Annotated in this window: 23 protein-coding genes; 7 read left to right on the forward strand and 16 right to left on the reverse strand. The window is 56.9% G+C overall.

The window, feature by feature from the left end; translation table 11 throughout:
• Positions 1-264: 264 nt before the first annotated feature.
• Complete coding sequence (locus ABIQ96_RS02375) at positions 265-1,092, forward strand: CbiX/SirB N-terminal domain-containing protein (protein WP_348212937.1); 828 nt, start codon at positions 265-267, stop codon at positions 1,090-1,092.
• A 32-nt stretch (positions 1,093-1,124) separates the two neighbouring features.
• Positions 1,125-1,790 carry a DR2241 family protein gene (locus tag ABIQ96_RS02380; protein WP_348212938.1) on the forward strand — a complete coding sequence of 222 codons (666 nt, stop codon included), beginning with the start codon at positions 1,125-1,127 and terminating at the stop codon, positions 1,788-1,790.
• Positions 1,791-1,867: 77 nt separating this feature from the next.
• Here ABIQ96_RS02380 and ABIQ96_RS02385 read toward each other — a convergent pair whose 3' ends face one another.
• The 14 genes from ABIQ96_RS02385 to ABIQ96_RS02450 all read right to left on the reverse strand — a co-directional run bounded on the left by ABIQ96_RS02385 (position 1,868) and on the right by ABIQ96_RS02450 (position 15,183).
• Positions 1,868-2,740 carry an FKBP-type peptidyl-prolyl cis-trans isomerase N-terminal domain-containing protein gene (locus tag ABIQ96_RS02385; RefSeq protein WP_348212939.1) on the reverse strand — a complete coding sequence of 291 codons (873 nt, stop codon included), beginning with the start codon at positions 2,738-2,740 and terminating at the stop codon, positions 1,868-1,870.
• A gap of 210 nt (positions 2,741-2,950) precedes the next feature.
• Positions 2,951-3,883 carry a peptidylprolyl isomerase gene (locus tag ABIQ96_RS02390; protein WP_348212940.1) on the reverse strand — a complete coding sequence of 311 codons (933 nt, stop codon included), beginning with the start codon at positions 3,881-3,883 and terminating at the stop codon, positions 2,951-2,953.
• Between the two features lie 88 nt (positions 3,884-3,971).
• Complete coding sequence (locus ABIQ96_RS02395) at positions 3,972-4,346, reverse strand: hypothetical protein (RefSeq protein WP_348212941.1); 375 nt, start codon at positions 4,344-4,346, stop codon at positions 3,972-3,974.
• Entirely contained in the window at positions 4,343-4,657 is a 315-nt protein-coding gene (locus ABIQ96_RS02400; protein ID WP_348212942.1) for a transposase, read from the reverse strand. Before ABIQ96_RS02400 ends, ABIQ96_RS02395 begins: the two co-directional genes overlap by 4 nt.
• A 35-nt stretch (positions 4,658-4,692) precedes the next feature.
• A complete protein-coding gene (locus ABIQ96_RS02405) occupies positions 4,693-4,893 on the reverse strand; it encodes a hypothetical protein (protein WP_348212943.1) in 201 nt (66 codons plus the stop codon).
• A 42-nt stretch (positions 4,894-4,935) separates the two neighbouring features.
• Positions 4,936-7,095 (reverse strand): SUMF1/EgtB/PvdO family nonheme iron enzyme, encoded by a 2,160-nt coding sequence (locus ABIQ96_RS02410; RefSeq protein WP_348212944.1) that lies wholly within the window; start codon positions 7,093-7,095, stop codon positions 4,936-4,938.
• 466 nt (positions 7,096-7,561) lie between these two features.
• The gene (locus ABIQ96_RS02415; protein ID WP_348212945.1) at positions 7,562-7,768 is read right to left on the reverse strand and encodes a type II toxin-antitoxin system HicA family toxin; all 207 of its coding nucleotides are present in this window, start codon (positions 7,766-7,768) and stop codon (positions 7,562-7,564) included.
• Between the two features lie 15 nt (positions 7,769-7,783).
• The gene (locus ABIQ96_RS02420; protein WP_348212946.1) at positions 7,784-8,047 is read right to left on the reverse strand and encodes a type II toxin-antitoxin system HicB family antitoxin; all 264 of its coding nucleotides are present in this window, start codon (positions 8,045-8,047) and stop codon (positions 7,784-7,786) included.
• A gap of 104 nt (positions 8,048-8,151) precedes the next feature.
• Positions 8,152-9,162, reverse strand: coding sequence for a biotin synthase BioB (gene bioB, locus ABIQ96_RS02425; RefSeq protein WP_348212947.1), 1,011 nt, complete (start codon positions 9,160-9,162; stop codon positions 8,152-8,154).
• 28 nt (positions 9,163-9,190) lie between these two features.
• Positions 9,191-9,874 carry a hypothetical protein gene (locus tag ABIQ96_RS02430; protein ID WP_348212948.1) on the reverse strand — a complete coding sequence of 228 codons (684 nt, stop codon included), beginning with the start codon at positions 9,872-9,874 and terminating at the stop codon, positions 9,191-9,193.
• 108 nt (positions 9,875-9,982) lie between these two features.
• Positions 9,983-10,771 carry a triose-phosphate isomerase gene (gene tpiA, locus ABIQ96_RS02435; protein ID WP_348212949.1) on the reverse strand — a complete coding sequence of 263 codons (789 nt, stop codon included), beginning with the start codon at positions 10,769-10,771 and terminating at the stop codon, positions 9,983-9,985.
• Between the two features lie 36 nt (positions 10,772-10,807).
• Positions 10,808-12,004, reverse strand: a complete 1,197-nt coding sequence (locus ABIQ96_RS02440; protein ID WP_348212950.1) for a phosphoglycerate kinase — start codon at positions 12,002-12,004, stop codon at positions 10,808-10,810.
• A 76-nt stretch (positions 12,005-12,080) separates the two neighbouring features.
• Positions 12,081-14,771, reverse strand: a complete 2,691-nt coding sequence (locus tag ABIQ96_RS02445) for a hypothetical protein (RefSeq protein WP_348212951.1) — start codon at positions 14,769-14,771, stop codon at positions 12,081-12,083.
• Between the two features lie 49 nt (positions 14,772-14,820).
• The gene (locus tag ABIQ96_RS02450) at positions 14,821-15,183 is read right to left on the reverse strand and encodes an iron-sulfur cluster assembly accessory protein (RefSeq protein ID WP_348212980.1); all 363 of its coding nucleotides are present in this window, start codon (positions 15,181-15,183) and stop codon (positions 14,821-14,823) included.
• A 488-nt stretch (positions 15,184-15,671) separates the two neighbouring features.
• On the opposite strand from ABIQ96_RS02450, the gene ABIQ96_RS02455 reads away from it, so the two are divergent.
• The 5 genes from ABIQ96_RS02455 (at position 15,672) to ABIQ96_RS02475 (ending at position 20,407) form a co-directional block, all read left to right on the forward strand.
• The gene (locus ABIQ96_RS02455; protein ID WP_348212952.1) at positions 15,672-16,031 is read left to right on the forward strand and encodes a hypothetical protein; all 360 of its coding nucleotides are present in this window, start codon (positions 15,672-15,674) and stop codon (positions 16,029-16,031) included.
• Positions 16,032-16,102: 71 nt separating this feature from the next.
• Positions 16,103-17,551 (forward strand): hypothetical protein, encoded by a 1,449-nt coding sequence (locus ABIQ96_RS02460; protein WP_348212953.1) that lies wholly within the window; start codon positions 16,103-16,105, stop codon positions 17,549-17,551.
• Positions 17,552-17,720: 169 nt separating this feature from the next.
• Positions 17,721-19,169 carry a hypothetical protein gene (locus ABIQ96_RS02465; protein ID WP_348212954.1) on the forward strand — a complete coding sequence of 483 codons (1,449 nt, stop codon included), beginning with the start codon at positions 17,721-17,723 and terminating at the stop codon, positions 19,167-19,169.
• 25 nt (positions 19,170-19,194) lie between these two features.
• Positions 19,195-19,338, forward strand: a complete 144-nt coding sequence (locus tag ABIQ96_RS02470; protein ID WP_348212955.1) for a hypothetical protein — start codon at positions 19,195-19,197, stop codon at positions 19,336-19,338.
• A 466-nt stretch (positions 19,339-19,804) separates the two neighbouring features.
• Positions 19,805-20,407 (forward strand): hypothetical protein, encoded by a 603-nt coding sequence (locus tag ABIQ96_RS02475; RefSeq protein WP_348212956.1) that lies wholly within the window; start codon positions 19,805-19,807, stop codon positions 20,405-20,407.
• 24 nt (positions 20,408-20,431) lie between these two features.
• Here ABIQ96_RS02475 and ABIQ96_RS02480 read toward each other — a convergent pair whose 3' ends face one another.
• Together ABIQ96_RS02480 and ABIQ96_RS02485 are read right to left on the reverse strand one after the other, a co-directional pair.
• Complete coding sequence (locus ABIQ96_RS02480) at positions 20,432-20,689, reverse strand: hypothetical protein (protein WP_348212957.1); 258 nt, start codon at positions 20,687-20,689, stop codon at positions 20,432-20,434.
• Between the two features lie 152 nt (positions 20,690-20,841).
• Positions 20,842-21,546 carry a hypothetical protein gene (locus ABIQ96_RS02485; RefSeq protein WP_348212958.1) on the reverse strand — a complete coding sequence of 235 codons (705 nt, stop codon included), beginning with the start codon at positions 21,544-21,546 and terminating at the stop codon, positions 20,842-20,844.
• Between the last annotated feature and the right edge of the window lie 44 nt (positions 21,547-21,590).

The following is a 21,590-nucleotide window of genomic DNA, read 5'->3' on the forward strand; positions in this document are numbered from 1 at the left end:
CGCTTCAGCGATTTTCCCGAAATACCCGAGGCTCGCCCAATTTCCCTCCCAAGAATAAACCCGCAGGACGGGACAGGCAGCCGTTTCCAGCAGCCACTCATCCACCGCCATCGCTTCCGGACCGGCCCGCCTGACCGGATCGACCCACAACTGCAATTTTTCGAAAACCGGCATCCGCAGGCAGTTTCCGCCCGAAGTGCCGATTCTGGAAACTGAAAACTTTCCCATCCTTGCATTCCCCGGACGGCCCGCCACTTTTCCGACATGTCCATCGCGCCGAAGCCAACCAGCGCCCTTCTCATCGTCGGTCACGGGTCCACCGAGAACCCTGATTCATCGACCCCATATTTCGAACACGCCGACGAAATCCGCAGCCGCGGATTGTTCGCGGAGGTCCATTGCTGCTTCTGGAAAGAGGAGCCGTCGATGCGTGAGGCGATTTACCTGATCGATTCCGACGAGATCTATGTCGTTCCGGATTTCATCAGCGAGGGCTATTTCACCCAAGACGTCATCCCTCGAGAACTCCAGCTCACCGGCCCAACCACGGTCGTCCGGGGGAAAACCTTCCACTACTGCCTGCCCGTCGGCGTGCATCGCTCAATGACCGACCTGATTCTGAAACGGGCGAAAGAGGTCGCACCGGACATCGATCCAGCCGCGACCACCCTCATCATCACCGGTCACGGCACCGGACTGAACCAAAACTCCACCAAGGCTATCCGCGATCAAACGACCCTCATCGCCGCTTCCGGAGCCGGTTACGCCGCCGTGCTCGACGCCTACATGGAAGAGCAACCGTTCATCGCCGAGTGGGCCGAAATGTCGCTCACTCCCAACGTCGTGGTCGTCCCGTTTTTCATCTCCGACGGACTGCATTCCTACCAGGATATCCCGGTGCTTTTAGGCATCGAAAGCGAAGTGGGAGCCGCCGCCAGCCAGCGGGAAATCTTCCGTCACAACCCGCACCCCGTGCGCGGAAAGACGCTTTTCTACAGTTCCGCTATCGGAACCGAACGACTGTTGGCAGACGTTATTTTAGATCAGGTTGCGGATTTTGATCAGCTTCACAAAATGCTAAAAACAAACTAAGCCGACTTATTTTTACTTCAAATATTAAATTGATGTCGATTGCCTCCCAACTCCGCAATTTGGTCAAATCCGGAACCCACCGCATGGGCGAACTGGAGATTCAAACAAGCGTTTTTAACACATCTTTCATTCTCTCCCATTTCGCGGATACCGAGACTTCCACCTTCCCCGATTTCGGCGGATTGGAAGTGCATCAAGGCCCGGCGGACGCCCGCGACCTCTCGACTTATGCGGAGGATGGAACTTATCGATTCACCAAGGGCCAAACGAATCTGAAGCGCGGCTGGGTAATGCTATTGGACAGCGAGGAGGACCTGCGGCTCGCCCTCGACCAATTCTACCCGGCGGGTGTGGGCCTGTTTCTCGCCCGGCAAAATGGCTCGCTGGAAGTCGAAAACCTTCGGGACAAGCTCAACCGGCAGACCGGCATGTATCGCTTCGCCCGCACCATCAGCGATGCGGGAGCGCAAAAGCTCATCCGCGAGGTCTGCGGTCCGGCGCACCAATGCGCCAAGAAGATCCTTTGGAAGCTCGACGCCAATACTCCCTTGGAGGAGAGCGAGGCGAGCCGCTTCAACGGGATTCCCGGCGATTTACCGGAAAACGAGGCGATTCCCCTGCTCTGCCGCGAGGCCTGCAACCATTTCGTGGCGGAATGCCGGAAAACGGCGAAGGCGGAGTCCGAGGCAGGCAAATAGGAATCGGAAATAAGAAATAAGAAAAAAGGCTGCCGGATGAACCGACAGCCTTTTTGATCAGAATTTTTGGAGCAGAATCACTCGCCTTCAGGAGCGCCTTCCGGGCCACCTTGAGGACCACCCGGTGCGCCTTGGGGCATCGGGAATGGCATGCCGCCACCTTCGGGAGCAGGAGCGTCTTCGATTTTCACGAGCTCCAGATCAAAGATCAGGACGCTGTTCGGTCCGATGTCCGCGCTGCGGCGTTGCTCGCCGTAGGCAAGTTCGCTCGGCATGAAGAGTTTCCACTTGGCGCCCACGGGCATGGTGGTGAGAGCTTCTTTGAAACCATCCACCACTTGCAGGGTCATCGGGACCGGCTCGCCTTCCGGGGAAGCGTCGAATTGCTTGCCGTCGATCAGCGTGCCTTTGTAATGAACGAGGAACTGCTTGTTCGCTTCCTCACCTTCCTTGGGAGCAACGTATTTCTCGTCGCCTCCCTTGGTGATCACTTCGTATTGAAGGCCGCTCTTGTTGGTGGTGACTTCCTTGCGCTTGCCGTTTTCCTCAAGAAACTTCTTGCCGGCGGCAAGGTTGGCCACAGCGGCTTCCTTTTCGCGACCTTGGAGCATCTCGCCGAGAGCTTCCATGGCGGCTTGAAGCTTCGCTTCTTCGAGCTCGGGCTTGCCGCCCTTGATCGCGGCGCTGAATCCCTTGACGAAATTGTCCATGTCCAGGTCTGCGGCACCGACGCCGAATTTGCCGAATTGCTGGGTGAAACCACCACCGGTGCGGAAACCGAGAGCGTAGGAAGAGTCGGCCTTGATGACTGCAGGATCGAGCTTCGGCTTGGCGGGAACCTCAACGGCTGGCGTTGCGGCTTCCTGCTTCGGGGCAGCGTCTGGCGTCTGGGCGGATGAGGTGGCGATGAGACCGAGGGCCAGTGCGCCGGGAATGAGTTTGCGGATCATGATGTATTGGTGGAAAGGCGCGGAAAATAGGCAAGGGAATCGACCCTGTCCAGAACGGGTTTTCGGGGAAAAACACGCATGTTTCATGGGTCATCTCCTCGCGCAGCCTTCCTCTGCCCGGACATCACCTCGCTCCTCCTCCTTCTCCGATTGAAATGCCCGATCGCTCCGAGGCCATCTTACCCTTCCTCGGAGACTGGACCGATCCCACTATTTCTTGGTCACCGTGAACGAATCAGTGGCCGTTCCGCCCCCGCTGTATTCCGCCGTAACGTCGATTACCGCCTTCCCGCTCTTGCCAGGATATTTCAAAATCAGGCTCTTCCCGCTAACCGATGCTTTCACCACGGCGGGATTGCTGTTCTTGCTGACCGACAGCTTGAGAAGTGCCGTCCCCTTTGGAGAACCCGACAACAGCGGGATCACTTTGATCGATTTCACCTCCACCAGATTCTTGTTAGTGATGGGGTCGCCTTTCTTGTGATTGACCACAGGCAGATGGTCGAACGGGTATCCCAGGTTTTCAACAGGCAGCGCGCCGATCGTATCCATCACGTGCAATCCCTTCTGGCCGATGATCTTGCCAAACACCGTGTAGCCTCCGTTATCGTGATCGAGCTTTGCGGCGTTCTCGTTGGATTCGTTGAAAAACCATTGATTCGTGGCGCTGTCCGGATCGCTGGTGAATTTCGACATCCCGATCGTGCCACGGGTGTTGGAAACCTTGAACTCATTGGCTACAGGAGCGTCGGGGATCACTACAGTCGTTTCGCCGTCCACCAATGAGTAGTTACCTCCCTGAAATACGAAATCGGGATCCGAGAAGTGGATGAATGTTCCGCTGTAAGTGCCACGCTTCACGTATTTGAGAAAATTCGCCACCGTCTTCGGCGCATCCTTTTTAAAAAGCTCCACATCCATGTTGCCCTTGCTCGTCGCGAACCGGGCCACGTCTCCATCGATCCCGTCGAGTTTGAAAACCCCGTCCAGCGCGATCACCTTGCTGTTCGCGGCAGCGGCGGCCGCGATATCAGGAAGAGGATGCACAACCGAAGGCAGTCCCTCCGTTCCCTTGGAAATTGCGGAGGTCATCATCAGCAACGCCACCGATTGCGAAGTGCGGGAGAGTAAGGCCGTTTTCATGGAACAAAAAATGGCCGCATCGTCGTCCGAAAGCAACCCGCAGATCGTGCCGATGCGAAAGAATCATTCTGCAGGATGATCATCACTATCACACCTCTCCCCCCGCCCAGACCTGGTCGGGTTTGTCCGGGAGGGGCTGATCGAGCAGGAGATTGGGCGAGGGTTTGTCCGCCCGGCCATCGCTGGTTTTTGGCACGTAGTTCTTGGGCTTGATTGCTTTGAGGCCGCACTCCCGCATGATTCTGCGGACTCTGCCGGTCGGCGAGTTCTTCCCAGATCCTCGGATAGCCGTAGCGACGACGGTGTTGCTTGAAAACGGCTTCGATGACGCTGCCGATCGCGAGGTCGGAGCATCGGGTGCGGTGGGCTCTGCGGCATGATAGTAGCTGCTGCGCGGCACCTGAAGTGTGGCACAGATCGGGCGGATGCCATGGCCGGTGGTTTGGTGGATGTCCTCGATCATTTCCCGGAGCTGGGTTGGGGTCTGGTCCCGAGGATGACCGCGGCTTTTTTTAAAATGTCGTTCTCCATTTTGAGGAGGGCGTTTTCGCGTCGCAGGGATCTCAGGTCGTCCGCGTCGGTCCTCTCGCCTCCGGCTCGCGGCCCTGCGCTACCGACCTGAGATCCCTGCGAGCTGTGTCTCCAACTGTAGAGGAGATTGCTGCTGATGCAGAGTTCTTCGGCAATCTGCGAGACGGGCTTGCCGGTTTCAAGCAACTCGACGGCTTGGGCTTTGAATTCATCGGTGTATTGCTGACGTGGTTTTGAACTCATCTGTGGCTGATCTTGGAGGTTGTTGGTCCAGAAATCTAGCTCACCTCACGCCGCTCTATGGGGAGGAAGGTGGGAAGGAAGACTTGGAGCGGGACGCTCCCCAGCACGGCCTGCGGCGAAACGCCGCAGCCACTTGGAATTCCGTTCCAGGGTTGGTTGGCGACGATTTTGCCGCCTTTCCACGAGAGGAGGGGCATGTTCCAGCGATTGTGCTCGGAGCGGAGGTCCTTGGCCATGGTTTGGCGTGAACCGGCGGTGGGAGGTTTCTCAAACCCGTCCTATTTGCTGTATTCGATGGTTTCGATTTCGATTCCAACAAAATGCAGGCCGGACTCGGGCACTTCGTTGGGTTTGTCCCAGACGGTTCCGAAAGGAACCAACTGGGCGGCTACGGTTAAATCGCCCGCCAGCGGGACAGCGTCGAATTCGGTTTCACCGACCATGCAATCGTTGCTGTAAATTTTCACTGTATTGCCCCTGACAACAGCTCTGAGCCGATTGGGAGTTCCATCCACGGCAATCATGCCCTTGTCGATTGTCTCCCAGGGGTTCCCTTGGAAGATGTTTTTGGCATCGTGATAACCGGATCCCCAGGAAGGCTGTTTCAGATAGTTCACATAAGCTCTGAATCCACCGGGAGCATTGGCCCCTTTGCGGAAGATGAACGCCATGCCGAAACCGGCCTTCTCGTAATTGGCCGAAACCCGGTATTGAATCGTCGCATCGAATTCTTTCAGCGGAGCCACTGGCAACTTGTAGAAGAAACTCGATCCGGCATCGGATTGATTCGACAGGACAAACGACCTGCTAGATTCGGGAATCTCGATCGGGGTCCGGCCATCGCCATGCTTGTCGTTGACCGAATAACCAACGGGTGAGAGGACCGCCCTGAAACCGAACCCGGGACCGCCGTCGTTGGCGGAAGCTCTCCATCGCATTTGTGACAGCGCGATGTCAAAATCGCTACCCGGCACAACGAGCGTGTCCCAGCCCCCTCCCCGGCAGCAGGCGCTCGCGGTGGCGTCAGCGTCAATCTGAGGATATTTTTTCAACAGATAGGGTGTGTTGAGCGCTTTGTCATACGGGGTATCCATCACCTCCTGCACGTTCCCGCCAAGATCATGAATGCCCAGATGATTGGGCGGATACGATCCCACGGGGGCGGTGTTCGGGTATCCGTCATTGTATTCCTTGCCTGAATCCATGTTCAGCGCCATTCGCATGTAGTTGCCCCGCTTGTTGAGATCGACTTGATAGGGATTCCAAGGATAGAGCGAATCGCCTGCCGCCAGGGACCATTCCGCGTCTCTCATGATCCGATATTCCCAATCCCGGGGGATCTTTTTCGCGAGGCGTTCGCGTCTGGTGAGCCAGTCGCAAAATCGCTTCGCGGTGGCCAGCGAGATCCCCACGACCGGGTGCGTTTCACTCTGATAGAATCCGGGATTCTTCCAGTTTTTCCCATAGTTCCCCCATTTCCATTGTTGATCGGCCGGATCCAGTTCAAAAGTGAACATCTTGTCCTGCGGTTCGAAATGATCCTCCGCCGTGAATTCCCTGAAGTCCGCGACTCTGATTTCCCAGATCGAGCAAAGGATGTCGGTCCCGGGGATATTGACGAATTTCATTCCCAAGCTGTTTTCCAGCGGGGTGCGTGAGTCATGCTGAAGTGGATGGATCGCCGCTTCCTTTTCGTTCGTGCCGGAACCCGTCCCCGTGAGTGGAGAGAAAAGGAAAATCCCTCCGACAACCGCCACGATTGCGATAAGAGCAATCCCCAGTTTGGGCCAGACCTTTCCCGTTTTCCCCTTCCCCCGCTCGTCATCGAAGCTTGGGAATGAGGTATGAATCCCCGGAGGTGCCGGAGGCGATTCGATGTCGGATTTTTCTGGCGGGGAAATGTCCTGACCGGTCGCTTCGGTACGTCCGGCAACTCGATTATGGTAAGCTTTCTCTTGTTGGGTCAACTTTGCAGGCAATAGCTCGACCATTTCGCGGAGGCGCTTTTCCACATCGGCAAAAGCCTCCTCACTGTTTCTCCAGAAATCATGTTCGACCGGTTTCACCTCACTCGGAAGAGCCTGCAAGGAATACCACTTTTCGTGTTTCCAACCAGGCGTGTTTCTCAGGAGAACGGGTACGACCACCGCCTTTCCTTCGTTCATCCGTTGCATCGCGAGAGGAGCTTCGGTGTTCCGGATGAAATCGGAGTCCAGGAAATTATTGCTCACCATGAAAATGATGATCTGCGAATTGTTCATCGCCTCCGTGATCGATTCAGCCCAGCGATCCCCGGGTTGAATCTCGCCATCGGTCCATTTTTGGATGATCCCCTGCCTCTCCATGACCCTCAGATTGGTGTCAAACTGCCCTTTGAGGTCGGCATCCTTGTGCGAGTAGCTGACGAAGACTCTTAGCTCTTTTGATGGATCATCCATGACGAGGGGATTTTTGTTTCGAGGAAGAATCCAAGATTGTTCATAGGGTATTAGGCGGAAGCGATCAGGGCTGTCAACTCTAGCGATTAGGCCGTTTTGGGAAGCCGATGAAGTGGTGAGCCGGGCGCGACGGCTGATTTGCTTTCAGGCACCATGGCAGGGATCGACCTCCGGGCGGGTCGGCGGCAGCATCCATTTTCTCAGAACCGCGATTCCGGCATCATCGCCCTCAATCGAGTGACAGACGACCTCGTGAGCTCGGGAATTCCCCGGATCCGCACGTCGGCAATAATGTCGTCACGGGCGATACCGAGATCGAGTGACCCAGCGATCAACGGGGATCAAACCGGCGGCTGCGCCTGATCGATCGGTCTTGGGCGGCTTCATGGTAAGCGAAGGAGATGAAGACTTGCGGCGAGACGCCCCGGCAACGGTCTGGAGCGAGACGATCCAGCCACTCTTTGGGTTATTCGAAGAGTGCGTCCGGCAAACCGCTTTGACGGATCATGGAACGAAGGGTTCCGACAGGGATGTCCTTGCGCGGGTGAGGGACGATAACGGTGTGGCCGTGGGAGTCCTGATATTTTGCGTGGCTATCGCGCTTTGAGACAAACTCGAAATGGTGACTCGTGGGGATGCGGATGAAATCGGCGGATGGCAGACGCTTCGGCATGTCGGGAGCACCGGTTCAAGCGATGGCCAGTTCGCCAACGGTCACGTTGGAAATTTTCGGCATCGTAACGGATTCGGGAAGGTCTTCGAAAAAGAGCTCGAGCGCTTCCTTGAGGTTGGCGAGGGCTTCCGATTCGCTGGAGCCGAAGCTGGAGGGAGGTGTTTTGGCAAGGCGGGATGAATTGGAGACTGTTTGCCAAAAGTTGGTTCCGTTATCCGGACTGCTCAGTGTCGCAGTTGGGGAACAAGGAGCAGCGGTCTCCGAATCGCCGTGGTCCATTGCAAAGCCGATGAAGAGCGGTTCACCTCATCCCATCGGCACTTCATGGGCTTCGGCGGACCGGAGTCCGCCGTTCCTTTGAGCGACAGGAGTGTCGCTACTCTTTAACAGCAACCGGCGGCAGAGCAACAAGGGCTGGCGGGGAGATTGGCGTCCGTTTCCGGGGCTTCGAGCGAAGGGTTCGGTTCGAGGGTTTCGAGGCCGAGCTTTTTTAGGAGTTCGAGGTCCTTGCGGGCTTCGGGATTCGAGGCGGTAAGGAGCTTGTCGCCGTAGAAGATGGAGTTGGCACCGGCGAAGAAGCAGAGAGCCTGGGTTTCGTCAGAGAGACGGGTGCGGCCGGCGGAGAGGCGGACTTTGGCGCCGGGAACGGCGATGCGGGCGCAGGCGATCATGCGGACGAGGTCGAAGGGATCGACCTGCGGGTTGTCCGCCAGCGGGGTGCCGGGCATGGGCATGAGCGAGTTGATCGGCACACTTTCCGGCTGCGGGTTGAAGCTGGAAATGACTTCCAACATGCGGAGGCGGTCGGTGATGGTTTCGCTGATGCCCAAAATGCCACCGCAGCAGACGGACATGCCGGCGTCCTGCACGTTGCGGATGGTGCGGAGACGATCCTCGTAGGTGTGCGAGGTGACGATGTTCGGGTAGTGCTCGGGCGAGGTGTCGAGATTGTGATTGTAGGCGGTGACACCGGCTTCCTTGAGGACGACGGCTTCGTTAGGCCCGAGTTCGCCGAGGGTGACGCAGACTTCCATGCCGAGCGAGGACACTTCCTTCACGATATCGACGACCTGGTTGAAGCGTTCGGTGCCACCCCTAACACCGCGCCAGGCGGCTCCCATGCAGAAACGCGTCGAGCCATTGGCCCGGGCAGCGCGGGCGCTTTCCATGACGGTTTCCTTGGAGAGCAGACGCTGGTTTTCCAGATCGGTCTCATAGCGGGCGGACTGGGTGCAATACGCGCAATCCTCGGAGCAACCGCCGGTCTTGATCGAAAGCAGCGTGCAGAGCTGGATTTTTCCATCGGAAAAATTCGCCTCGTGGACTTCGCGCGCACGCTTGAGGAGATCGAAAAACGGCAGGTCGTGGAGTGCTTGGAGTTCGGCAAGAGTCATGTGAAACGATGTATTTTGAAATTGGAGATCAGCGCACCCAACTGCCGTGAACGACCGGCAGCGTGCCTTGGCCGACGTCGCTGTAGGAGGTCGGGCCGTTGGCTCCTTCGAGGGAAACTCCGAGCGTGCTCTTCCAGACCTTGCTCATGCTTTCGCCCGTGTGGCAGCCCCAGCTTTTGCAGTAAGCGTTGCGAGTGAAAACACCGGCTTTGATGCGCGGAAGGTCCTTTTCATGCAGCCATGCCGTGGACGCCGCCATGATTTCATTGCCGTAGTCGAACAGGAACGCATAGCGGTTCGAGTGACCGAAGAAATCAAACGTCTCGACCGAACCACGCGGACGCGAGTTGAGCTTCTGGATGAAATCACCGGAACTGTTGAACCAGACCAAGGTCGCCCGGCGCTTGGCCGCCTGCTCGGTGATCCATGAGGTGTAGGGCTTGCCATCCTCGCGACCGCGCGACTGATAGCTTGGCTGATAGACCATCCACACGACCGGTGCATCCGCTCCGTAGGCCTTGCGGACCTCGTCCATGCGGACGGTGGAGGCGCGGATGAAATTCGCCCACCAGCGGTCATGCTGGTCGTCGGGGACGCGCAGATTTTCCCATTTTCTCAAGGTCGGGCCGCCGGTGACGATGACGTGGTCGGCGTGTGTCCAGGTGACGAGCAGAAGGAAAGTGAGGGCGATAACGCGGGCGATGCCTGACATGCGCGGGACGCTAAAACGTCCGGCCCCGCTTGGAAAGCGGGAAAGCAAAGGGCCGCAAAGTGATGCACTTTGCGACCCTCGCGTTGATTCGATATCCGGCGGCGGAAATCAGTCGGCCGAGCCGTTGCGGATGATTTCCAGGAAGCTCTGTGGTTCCAGGGCGGCACCACCGATCAGCGCGCCGTCAATGTCCGGGCAGGCCATCAGCTCGGCGGCATTGCCGGGCTTCACCGAGCCGCCGTATTGGATGCGAATCTTGGCAGCGGCGTCGGCACCGTAGAGATCGGCGATGACGGAGCGGACGAAGGCGTGAGCATCCTGAGCCTGTTGCGAGCTGGCGGTGACGCCGGTGCCGATGGCCCAGACGGGTTCATAAGCGATGACGGTTTCACCAAGATCCTTTTCGGAAACGCCGTCGAGGCCGCCGGTGATCTGGGTGCGGAGAACGCTTTCCAGTTTGCCACCTTCGCGTTCGGCAAGGGTTTCACCGATGCAGAAGATCGGCTTCAGATTCGCTTCGCGGGCTTTCTTGATCTTCGCGTTGATGATCGCGTCGGTCTCGCCGTAAATCGCGCGGCGCTCGCTGTGGCCGAGGATGACATAGTGGACGAAAAACTCGCGCAGCATCAGCACGCTGATCTCACCGGTGTAAGCGCCTGAGTCGAACTGCGAGCAGTTCTGCGCGGCGATCTGGATGGCGTGGGCGTTTTGGCCGGCGTTGGCGTTGTGAAGAAGGTCCGCGAGTTTCGGCAGCGAAATGGACGGCGGGGCGATCACGATTTCACACGGGAAATCCTGACCTTGGAGTTTCGAGAGGAAGCTCTTGATGAAGTCTTCCGTCTCGGAAGCTCCCTTGTTCATTTTCCAGTTGGCGGCGAAGATCGGCTTGCGATTCATGTAATTGAGGACTGAGTGTTAGGAGGGTTTGAAAAATCAGGCGTCGGTCAGAGCGGCGACGCCGGGAAGCACCTTGCCTTCGAGAAGTTCGAGGGAAGCACCGCCGCCGGTGGAAATGAAGGTCATTTGGTCGTCGAGGCCGAATTGATTGACGGCAGTGACAGAGTCGCCGCCGCCAACAATGGTGACGCCGTCGCTCTTGGCCATGGCTTCGGCGATGGCGCGGGTGCCTTTGGCGAAGCTTTCGATCTCGAACACGCCCATCGGGCCGTTCCAGATCATCGTTTTCGCCTTGGCGATTTCCGCGCAGAATTCGTCGATGGCGACGTCGCCGATGTCGATGCCTTCCCAACCGTCCGGAGTTTCACCGCCTTCACCGTAGATGCCGGTGACTTTCGTTTCGGCACCTTCCTTGAACTCCTGCGTGATGCGGGTGTCGGCGGGAAGGAGGAAACGGACGCCCTTGGCTTCGGCCTTGGCGAGGATGTCGAGCGCGAGGTCGAGCTTGTCGGCTTCGACGCGGCTGTTGCCGACCTTGAAACCTTGCGCCTTGCGGAAGGTGTTGGCCATCGCGCCGCCGATGATGAAGGCGTCGGCCTTTTCCATCAGCGCGGTGATAACCTGGATTTTATCGGAAACCTTCGCGCCGCCCATGATGACGAGGAAGGGTTTCTCGGGAGCCTGTAGCTTGCCGTCGAGGTATTCGAGCTCGCGGTCGAGCAGGAAACCGGAAGCGCTTTGCTTCACGAAATGGGTCACGCCTTCGGTGGAGGCATGGGCGCGGTGGGCGGTGCCGAAAGCATCGTTCACGAAAATTTCCGCGGAGCCCGCGAGCTTCTTCGCATAGTCGGAGTTGTTAGCTTCCTCTTCCGGATAGAAACGGGTGTTTTCCAACAGAAGCACTTCTCCCGGTTGCAGTGCGGCGCGGAGAGCGGCGACTTCCTCACCGATGCTATCAGGTGCGAGCTTCACCGTCTGGCCGAGGATTTCGGATAGGGCGGCGGCGACAGGTGCGAGCGAAAATTTCGCCTCGAACCCGCCCTTCGGACGACCGAGGTGGGAGCAGAGAACCAACTTCGCTCCACCGGAAATCAAATGACGGATCGATGGGATCGCGCCTTGGATGCGGGTGTCGTCGGTGATGACGCCGTCCTTGAGCGGCACATTGAAATCCGCACGCATGAGGACTTCTTTGGAGGATACATCGAGATCGCGGATCGAAAGTTTGGCCATGGGGCGGGAATCCCGCCTTAGAGCAGCGCCGGTGTCAAGCGATGCGTTGTTTGCGGGACTGTCTCCCGGGTATTTTTCACTTCGGCAGCGGATCCACGCGGAAATGCTCGTGCTGGCGGCGGGACAACAGGCTTTCCATTTGAGCGGTTCCGTCTCCTCCCGGAGTGAAATTCACCGAGCGGGTGGACCACTCGAGGGCTTTGTTGCGATTTCCTTTCGCAAACTGGATCTCAGCCATGGTGTCCAGATAGGTCCACTCATCCGGCTTCAATGAGAGCGCCTTGTTTTGGAGTTCCTCCGCTTGATCCAGATTCCGCAGCGCCCGGGCCGCCAGCCAGCCGGTGGTGTTGAGCGTGTTGCTCGACCCCGGATAGGCTTTGACGACGGCGTTCATGCGGTCCCATGAGATTTTAAACCACGCGTCATGCTCCTTGATCAGTCCCACTTTGCGAATCGACGGGAAAAAATAATCCGCCAGAGTGCCATCTCCCGGGAACATCTGATAGCAATGTTCCAGCAAGCCTAACGAACCGGCATGATCCGTTTTCAAATTCGCCAGCGCCCGTCCCAAGTCGGACTGAAGCCTGAGCTTGAGCTTCTCGGTCGGCTCCTCAAGGCCGGTCGCCAGCGAGGCCAACATCTGCGCTTTCACTTCGAAAATCGCCGCCGCTTGCTGCCACTTCCCCGAATCCAGCAACCGGTCGCCATGCTCTTCAAGCGCATAGGAAAACCCTCCGGCGACCGACGGTTCTTCCAGCCGGAGCGCCCGTTCGAACCACTCGGCGGCCTTGGTGCCATCATCTCCGAACTGATAGCCGATAGCGATCTCGTAGGCGTCATGTCCCAGCGACAGTTTTTCCACCCACTCGTCCTGGACGGCGGCTTCCGCAGCCTTGCCAGCCTTACGCAGGCAGGCGGCGGCGCTGGCATGCGTCGCGGGACTCGGGTCGAGTTTGAATTTTGAAACGCGGGCGATTTGTTCGAGGAAAAACGCCGCCGCCTCATTCCAACGTCCGGCGATGGCCAGCTCGGAAATGCAGGAGTTTCTGAAAAAATCATCGCGCTCATTGGCCGGATAGAGATCCCAAAGTTTCAGGTTGTTCGTCACATCAGGGCTCATCCCGATGGCGTATGCCATTTTCGCAAACAACGGCTTGCGCTGGTTTTCCGGGGTCTGCTCGATGGATTTCCAACCCAGAGACAGCCATTTGTCGCGGAGATGCAGCGGATCGGTTCCCACGCCGCTGAGCGCCAGCAATCCTTCAAAGCGATCGATTCGCGTCGCCTTGGGATCAAGATCGGCGAGCCATTCCCACACCGAGTTCGTTTCCTGATCTTCGCCGAACGCGGCGATGAGAATATCCTCCCAGCGCTCGCCATTTTCGCCGGCCCATTCGAAAGCCACGTGCTTCGCCATGTCGGGCGCGCCGCTGAACCTTCCGCTGTTGCCAAAAAGAAGCGCCAGAAATGAAGTGAATGCCTTCTCGTCCTTTTCCGCCAGAGCGGCCAGCGGTTTCGCGAACGCGGCACTGAATTCCGCCGACAATCCCCGCCGATCCATGAAGTTTGCCAGCAGGACAAGCTCGCTGGAAGTGGCCATTTCCAGCCTCTCCTCCTCGCCATCGCCATCTTCCTTGGCAAGGCTGCTGATGCGCTTCTCCACCCAAGCCGCGTAGTCGGGTTTTTCCGGATCGAGCCCCAAGGCCTTGAGGGCCTCGGGAACGCGTTCCAACTCATTGAAATAAACAAATCCCATGCCCGGCGAAATCTTGGTGTATGACTCCTCGGCCAAACCGGCCTCCCCTAACAGGAACAGCGAGTTGATCGCCGACCGGCGCCCTGCGACGCTGGTCGCACTTAGTGATTTGACGAGCGGCTCCAAATCCGTGGGCAGCAGTTTTTTCCCCTGCCAGCGTTTGATCGCGAGTTCCGTGTAGGGTTTGTGAACCGCCACCCCGTCGGTGTTGATTAAATTTTTCCGCATCCACGGAACCGGATCCCCTAACAGTAATGACATCGCGGCGGAAATACGGACTTCCCCGGCAGCCGTCGCGGCATCGCGCGCGGCTTCGATATTTCCGGATGCCCGGTAAAGCGCGAGCTGCCAGGCATTCGAGTTCTCGCCTTTCAGCGTCTTGGCCCGCTTCAGCTCGGCATCCAAGGTTCCCTGACTGCGGTGAAAATCCGCCAAGGCAACTAATCCCGCCGGATCGGCGGGCGCCATTTCAAGGTATTCACGGGCACCGTCCGGATCGCCTTTCAGCAAACACTCACGCGCAGCGATCACCGCCACTTCATCGATGGTTCCTTGAATCCGCTTCTGCAGTTGGGTGTTCTTCTCACTGGCGAAAAGCTTGAGGATTTGCCGCCACGCCCGTTTATGCCGCATTTCATCGATCAACGTCTGTTTCTCGTCGGTGGATGCCTTGGCATAGCGCTCCACCAGTTTCATGACTTCCGGGTCGGTATCCGGTGTCAGGTGCAATTCGATTTTCCGCACCAGTTCTCGGGCCCGGTAGGACGTTTCAGGATCTTTGCCGTTAGCCGCCGCTTGCAACGCCGGAAGCGCGCCCTCGCCGATTTCCCAAATCTTCCGCGTGGCATTCTCACGCACCCGGAATTGATCGTCCGACAAATCCCGCACCCACTCTTCGACCGATTTCGTCGGCGTCCGCCCTGCCGAATCAACAATGGGCTCTGGCGCGGCGGCCACGATCCATCCCCATGCGGATAGACTGGTGACCATCAAGACACTGTGAAATTTCATCTGCTGGGAAACGTTCCTGATTTCAGGAAAAAATCAATCTCGATCAAAATCACGCGGCGAAGCTTTCGCCACAAGAACAGGTCACCACCGCATTCGGGTTGCTCACCTTGAATCCGCCTTGCTGCAGATCGTCGGAGAAATCCAGTTCGCTGCCGCTGACGAACAGCGCGCTCTTCGGGTCGATCACCACATTCACACCATTGCTCGGCACCAGAATGTCGCGGTCGCGCGGGCCATCGCAAAGGTCCATCTTGTATTGCAAACCCGAGCAACCGCCGCCGACCACCGCGATCCGCAGCGCTCCGTCCGGCCGTCCCTGCCGGTCCAGCAACCCACGAAGGTGCGACGACGCGCCTTCGAGCACTTTCACCAGCTTTTCATTGCCGATCTTGTAATTCACCGCCGTGTTCATGGCCGCAAGGTGCATCCCCCGCCCTGCCGCGTCAACCTCAGGCGGCGGCCTCATGGCTTGCCATCCGGCGGTCGAAACCATAATCACATGGAAATACTTGGAGATTGTCGATGGATCGAGACCGGGGTCATCCTTAGTGTGGCCTTGCTCGAGGAGCTCTCCAATATTGCCGCCAGTGAAAGAATACGTTGTTCAAAGAGAAAATGAAGCCCGCTAAATCATCCCTCTGGCTCCTGTTACTCCTGCCCGCTGCTGGCTTCCTTTTTCTGATCGCAACTTGGAAAAACGAAACCCTACCTGATCGTCGCGAACCAATTTCCGCCACAAATCCATTGGATGGAGATTTCCAACACGATGCGGCAAATCTCCGCACATCGGGGCTCCCCAAAAAAACGGAATCAGCGGACGATCGGAGCGAATCCGAAAAGGATCTCGTCCCTATCGCCATTGCGGAGCTCGATACCCGGATCATGCAAATTTCCGGCCCCATGACCCGGGAGAAACTCCTCGTGGAGCTACATCTTCTCGATCATTGGAGTAGCGAGGCAGAGGAGCGTCTTACCAATGAATCCAACGAGATGACCCTTCCTAACGGGGAAAAGTGGAATCGCCGTTCCTATCGCGCGGAGGGGTATGACGGTGTCAAATTCATCCATGTGATGATCGGCGAGAATCATGATTTGAAATCCGTGGTCGTTCAATCAGGCGATCGGATAGATGGCTACAGATGGGCCGACGGGGCATTCCTGAAAAATCCGCCTCCCCTCACTAACATGAAAATTCCCCGACGAAGCACCGGAGTGAAGCGCTGGATCCAAGATTTTTTCAACCTTTTCGGGGACGGTTGATTTCCCGCCGGAACGACGATCCGATCTTGATGATTGCCTCTGGCTGTCCTTTCAGGTTTTATTTCAGAAGTATGAAATATCGGCCATCGAAAAGTTTCGTTTATCTGATGGTGACCTTCTGCCCGCTGCTGGTCGCGCTGTTCTTCGGCTTGTTGCCGGAAGTGCCCGGTTTCGAGGCCCGCCCGATTCCGGGGGAGATTACATTTTCAAATCAGAAGCCCACCTTCAAAGCCACCACCCAAGTATCCACCCACCGGAGCGCCCCGATTCACCTGTCTGACTGGTTCGAGGAAAGCTACGAAAACCTGATGAGATGGGAATATAACCCATGGAAAACGGACCACTCCGACGAGTTCGGCGAACATTTTAGGAAGTTGCTCAAATCGAGCAATCCAGCGGATATCGCTCAGGGTAAGGAGATGCAGCGTCGAATGGATGCATTTCATCAGAAATTGCTCCTGCGTTATCCCGAAATGGCCGTCACGATGAAGGCCATCCCCGATGATCAAAACGGCTTTCTCAAATGGCTCGAATTCAGCGAACGGCTCAAGAAATCCAGTGGATTGGACAGTCCAAATCTCGGCATCCCTCAAGACCTCGTGCATTATCTGAACGATGGAGGCCCATGGAATGCTGAAGTTGCAAGGGCCTGGCTATCCCAACAAAAATCCTTGGTGGATGAGATTCGCGCCATCGGCCTAATGCCGGATTCGTCAGTTAACGATGTGGCCGTGGACCGCTGGGCATTCACATCCGCCCGCCTCGCAAAGCAAAGCGCCGAGTGCCTGATGACGGAAGCCCGCCTTTATGCCGAAGAAGGAAATGCCGCCGCAGCCATGGAGTCGATCCGCGCGGCCAAGGGATTTTCCGATCATTTCACGGAAGTTGAAACTCCCACCTTGCTCGCCGCGACGGTACGCATCTTGATTCAACTCGAATTGGAAAACCGGGTGCTGACCGAGATCATGCCCGCACTGCCGGCTGGCCAAGTGGATCCCACCGCTTGGGAAAGCGTCCTGAATCCCACGGTTTCGCAGCCTTCCGAATTCACCCGCTACATGAAAGGCGTATGGAGCGCCACCACCCGCCAATATCTCCTCCCAATGCTTTTCGACCCGGAGGATTCGTATCAACTTCCCGATGGCGGCGACATGCTGGATGCCTATTCCTCGCTTTTCGTGGAAACCGTCCGCACTCACGAAGGCGCGGCACTTACGGATCTGCCGACGCTGAACATGCCTTCCGATCCCGATGTCAGCCAACTCTCATTGAGGTCACGTAAGATCTTGGAGGTTCTATCAGTCGGCGGTGGAGCATGGAGAAAAGGCTGGGATCGCAGCCAATCCGCCACCGTCATGACCCAAGCCGCTTTCGCCATCATGGAAGGCCAGCCGATTCCGCGAGATCCGGTTTACGGCAAGGACTACCAATGGGATCCGGCGACCCGCCAGCTTTCCATGCCCGCCGGAAAAGAGTTCGAGGGAATGACGATCAAGCCCATCACGGTGCCGAAACTTTGAGCGATTGAAGAGAAAGGCACCCGCGAATTCTCAAAAAAGAGAATCCCAAGTCTTCAAGATTCGTTGGATTCGCGAGACTCGCAGTGCCTGAAAAACGCATTTCCCGTCGGTTCTCTCCCAGAAATTAGGCGTTGTCCCCCGGCAGCTTCTCAGGTTGTATTTCACAAATATGAAATATCGACCCTCAAAAGGCTTCATTCTCACCGTGCTGCCTTTGGCCGCGTTGGTCGTGTCCTTTGGCTTCGGATTGCTGCCGGAGTTGGAGGAATTTGAGGCTCGGCCGATTCCCGGCGAGATCACCTTCAGCCATGCGAAGCCCGAGGTCAGCGGCAACACCACGGTTTCAGCTCGGAAGATTACGTCGTTCAGATGGTCGATGGATTGGTTCGAGGAGAGCTACGAGGATCTGATGGAATGGAAACACAATCCGTGGAAGCGGAATCCCGATGGATTCGGGGGGCATACTTTTGAGTTATTAGGATCGAAAGATCCACGGGATCAAGCAAAGGCCAGCGAGCTCCGGCGGTTGGTGGAAGCATGCCATCAGAAGCTCCTCCTGCGTTTTCCGGAATTGGCAGTGACGATGAAATCCATCCCCGACGACCAAAACGGTTTTCTCAAATGGTTGGATTTGTTGGACAAAATCAAAGCCGCCAATCCGAAGGTCGTTCCGGGCATCGATTTCCCCAAGGAACTCGATGACTACTTCAACCACCAAGGAGCATGGAATGCCGAGACGGCGAAAACATGGCTCGCTCAACAGAAATTGTTAGTCGATGAAATCCACGCCATCGGCCTTCTGCCCGAGCAATCCGTGAACGGAATCCCGATTGATCGCTGGGGATTCATCGCTGCTCGTTTTGGCAAGAACTGTGAAGAAATCCTGGTTCTCGAAGCCCGCGTGGCCGCCGAGCAGGGCGATGTGGCCGCGGCTCTGGAATCCGTCCGCGCCGCCAAGGGTTTGGCCGATCATTTTATCGGAATTGAAACGCCAACTCTTCTTGCGGCCACGGTGAACATTCTCATGCAGCTCAATTTGGAAAATCACGTTCTCCGCGACATCATCCCCGCCCTGCCCGCCGGTCAAGTCGATCCAGCGGTCTGGGAAAAAGTGCTGAACCCAACGGTTTCCAGCCCCGCCGAATTTGCCCGGCTCATGAAGGGCGAGTGGAGTGCTTCGAATCGTCAGTGGCTTTTGCCATTCTTACTCGACGCCGAAGGTCCGGATTGCCCACCCGATGGCGGAGATGCGCTGGATTTCTATGCGCTGAGGTTTCTCGAAACCGTTCGCAGCCACGAAACCGCAACCCTCACCGATTTGCCGACACTTGAACTCCCTCCCATGTCAGATCCCAGCCACTTGTCACGGTCAAGCCGTCGAGTAGTGGAAATTCTGAGCATCGGTGCCAGTGCCTGGCGAAAAGGCTGGGATTGCTCTCAGTCCAAGTTCGCGATGACCCAAGCGGCCTTCGCCATCATGGAAGGCCAGCCGATTCCGCAAGAGCCGGTTTATGGCAAGGACTATCAATGGGATCCGGCCACGCGACAGCTTTCCATGCCCGCCGGAAAAGAGTTCGAGGATTTGAAGATCAAGCCCATCACCGTGCCGAAATACTAACAAGCAGATCACCACTTTCACCGTCATGAAATACCGGTCTTCGAAGAGTTTCGATTTCACCGTTTTTCCTTTGGGAGCGTTGGTCGTCAGCCTCGGCTTTGGCATCCTGCCGGACTTGGAGGAATTCGAGGCACGGAAGGTCCCGGGTGAAATCGCATTCAGGAATTAAAAGCCCGAAATAAGTCACTCCACCTTGATTTCGGATCGGAAAAACCCCTCGTTCGGATGGTCGATGGATTGGTTCGAGGAGGGCTGCGAAAATCTGACGAAGTGGGAGCACAATCCCTGGAAGCGGCCACAAGCCGGACACTCTAACACGCCAACGTGATCGCGTGATTTACAAAAACTGGGGGTTCCGGAGGCGGGTGGAAACAGCAAAAAAAACCGCCCGCAATCCTGATAGATCATGATTTCCATCGGTTGTAATAGAAGCCGTATGGGAGTCCATTGATGATTGTCGATTGGTGATTTTGGATTTTTTGAATGGAAGAGAGAAGGCATCCTCCTGCGCCTCGGCGTCTCCTCGCGATGTCTGCACAGTCCCGTGGCAAGATGCAATCGGGGCGATCTTTTCATTGATCGTTAGGTAAAAATCCCTGTCCAAACCGGATTAACGCGCTCTATTGAAAAACACCATGAAAACCAACGCTATCGATTACCCTTCCGTTGCCTCCAGCAGAACTCCAGGCACCTCCAGACTCGCGGGCTTCGGCCGCGCGCTGCTGGTGACGTCCTGTGTTTCCCTCGTTTCTTTCGCCGCCGTTCCCCAAGCCCTCGCGGCCGGGGCCGATGGCGAGTACAAGTTCACCAGCATCAAAGGCTCGCTGGAACTCGTCGGCGGGGACGCCAATCCCCCGCTGTCGGTGGTGAAAAAGCTGGCAGGAGTGGTCAATGGCAACTTCACCATTCAGAACAATACGCTGAAGTTCAACAGGAACGCCACCGTGGACATTGTGAAAAACCTGACCGATGATCCGAAATTCACCCTCACTTCGAAGGTCACCGGTCCCACGTCGCTGGTCCTCACCAAATCCGGAAGCACCTATGGCGGGGAACTCGCCCGGCCGATCGTCATCAAGTTCGAAGCGAATTTCAATGATCAGGATCTTTCCGGGAAATTGATCACGGACGTAGCGGCCACGGTGGACGGCAAGAAGCTCAAGTTGGTGATCAGCTTCTCGGGTAATATGGAGGGCGGGCCTTTCAGCGGCCAACTGATCCTCATCGGCAAGCGCTGAGGATCGGCGACGGACCCAAAATGCCTATCCGAAGACATGATCTATCAGAACCCGCTCAGCTGCAATCATCAATCGATTCCTGTTCGGCCCATTGGCCCGCGGGTTGGATGGATGATTGTTGAGGTTTGATTTTGGATTTTTGATGGAGAAGAAGGAAGCTTGGGAAACGAATCGTTCGCGCCTGTCCTTCCCGCCGTTCAACCAATTGCCCGGCTTGGAACATGGTTGCGGATAGTCGATATGCCATTGATCGACGGCCGCGCGGAAGGCGATCTCGCCCACACCTGAGAGTCTGTCTTAAAATAGGGGGTGGGGACGTCTCGTCCCCACGCATGGACGAGACGTCCATGCCCCTTATCCGCGGTTCACGCGGAAAAAAGTGGCAGGAGGGTCATCCACCGCACCCGGATCGGAATTTTCGAGCCTTTGAGGGATCACCGCTTGCCATCCGCCGCCTTGGTATTCCTGCGATCTTCGGAAATCATCTTCATGGCGACGGGTCCCGTCCCGGTATCCTCAACGGACGCGAGAAAGATCAGCGTGCGAAGTTCGGGGTCGTGCTCCCAAATGCCGGAATAAAAAGGTCGGTCGAGTTGATCGGAGGAGAAAAATTTCACCTCCATGTTGCGAGCGTCGCCACCGGGTTTCACTTTCACCGGTTCCAATGAAGGCGGCAGTTCCACCGTTTCTTTTTCATAGGAGAATACTAATTTCTTGTCGGTGGTATTGATGAACCGCGTGCTTCCCCAGTCGAAGGTCTTGGCATCATCTTCCAGCACAATGATCCGGATGCCGTCACCGGGCTTTTCGGCAGGCTGAATCACCAGCAACGGCTGCTTCATCCCTTCCGGGATCTTGATTTCAGTCGTGATGGGCTTTCCATCGGGCCCCTTGAGATCGAGGGCTTCGACCACGAGAGGTGTTTTCCCCGTCGCGATCTTGTAGGCCGCGGTGCGTTTGGAGGGGTGCATCGATTCGATCACGGTCACTCCCTTGGAGTCGCGGATGGCCAGGTGCATCGCCGCAACTTCAGAATCCCAGGCGAGCACCCGGATCGGAATGGCCTGGAGTTGCGAGGAAAGAACAAGAGCGGCGAGCGGAATCGCCATCAAGCGGAATGAGGCAAGCAGTTTTGTCATTGGAAGGGTCATGGGTTTCGAATTTCAAGGAGCATTTCATCCCT

The organism is Luteolibacter sp., from assembly GCF_039920825.1.
Taxonomy (GTDB): Bacteria; Verrucomicrobiota; Verrucomicrobiia; order Verrucomicrobiales; family Akkermansiaceae; genus Luteolibacter.

Bases quoted from the DNA above. Each gene is read 5' to 3' on its own strand.
- ABIQ96_RS02385 (WP_348212939.1), bottom strand. From the start codon at position 2,740: ATGATCCGCAAACTCATTCCCGGCGCACTGGCCCTCGGTCTCATCGCC.
- ABIQ96_RS02380 (WP_348212938.1), top strand. From the start codon at position 1,125: ATGTCGATTGCCTCCCAACTCCGCAATTTGGTCAAATCCGGAACCCAC.
- ABIQ96_RS02375 (WP_348212937.1), top strand. From the start codon at position 265: ATGTCCATCGCGCCGAAGCCAACCAGCGCCCTTCTCATCGTCGGTCAC.
- ABIQ96_RS02390 (WP_348212940.1), bottom strand. From the start codon at position 3,883: ATGAAAACGGCCTTACTCTCCCGCACTTCGCAATCGGTGGCGTTGCTG.
- ABIQ96_RS02400 (WP_348212942.1), bottom strand. From the start codon at position 4,657: ATGAGTTCAAAACCACGTCAGCAATACACCGATGAATTCAAAGCCCAA.
- bioB (WP_348212947.1), bottom strand. From the start codon at position 9,162: ATGACTCTTGCCGAACTCCAAGCACTCCACGACCTGCCGTTTTTCGAT.
- ABIQ96_RS02475 (WP_348212956.1), top strand. From the start codon at position 19,805: ATGAAAACCAACGCTATCGATTACCCTTCCGTTGCCTCCAGCAGAACT.
- ABIQ96_RS02430 (WP_348212948.1), bottom strand. From the start codon at position 9,874: ATGTCAGGCATCGCCCGCGTTATCGCCCTCACTTTCCTTCTGCTCGTC.
- ABIQ96_RS02460 (WP_348212953.1), top strand. From the start codon at position 16,103: ATGAAATATCGGCCATCGAAAAGTTTCGTTTATCTGATGGTGACCTTC.
- ABIQ96_RS02415 (WP_348212945.1), bottom strand. From the start codon at position 7,768: ATGCCGAAGCGTCTGCCATCCGCCGATTTCATCCGCATCCCCACGAGT.
- ABIQ96_RS02450 (WP_348212980.1), bottom strand. From the start codon at position 15,183: ATGAACACGGCGGTGAATTACAAGATCGGCAATGAAAAGCTGGTGAAA.
- tpiA (WP_348212949.1), bottom strand. From the start codon at position 10,771: ATGAATCGCAAGCCGATCTTCGCCGCCAACTGGAAAATGAACAAGGGA.
- ABIQ96_RS02485 (WP_348212958.1), bottom strand. From the start codon at position 21,546: ATGACAAAACTGCTTGCCTCATTCCGCTTGATGGCGATTCCGCTCGCC.
- ABIQ96_RS02405 (WP_348212943.1), bottom strand. From the start codon at position 4,893: ATGGCCAAGGACCTCCGCTCCGAGCACAATCGCTGGAACATGCCCCTC.
- ABIQ96_RS02465 (WP_348212954.1), top strand. From the start codon at position 17,721: ATGAAATATCGACCCTCAAAAGGCTTCATTCTCACCGTGCTGCCTTTG.
- ABIQ96_RS02395 (WP_348212941.1), bottom strand. From the start codon at position 4,346: ATGATCGAGGACATCCACCAAACCACCGGCCATGGCATCCGCCCGATC.
- ABIQ96_RS02445 (WP_348212951.1), bottom strand. From the start codon at position 14,771: ATGAAATTTCACAGTGTCTTGATGGTCACCAGTCTATCCGCATGGGGA.
- ABIQ96_RS02455 (WP_348212952.1), top strand. From the start codon at position 15,672: ATGACCCGGGAGAAACTCCTCGTGGAGCTACATCTTCTCGATCATTGG.
- ABIQ96_RS02470 (WP_348212955.1), top strand. From the start codon at position 19,195: ATGAAATACCGGTCTTCGAAGAGTTTCGATTTCACCGTTTTTCCTTTG.
- ABIQ96_RS02410 (WP_348212944.1), bottom strand. From the start codon at position 7,095: ATGGATGATCCATCAAAAGAGCTAAGAGTCTTCGTCAGCTACTCGCAC.
- ABIQ96_RS02420 (WP_348212946.1), bottom strand. From the start codon at position 8,047: ATGGACCACGGCGATTCGGAGACCGCTGCTCCTTGTTCCCCAACTGCG.
- ABIQ96_RS02440 (WP_348212950.1), bottom strand. From the start codon at position 12,004: ATGGCCAAACTTTCGATCCGCGATCTCGATGTATCCTCCAAAGAAGTC.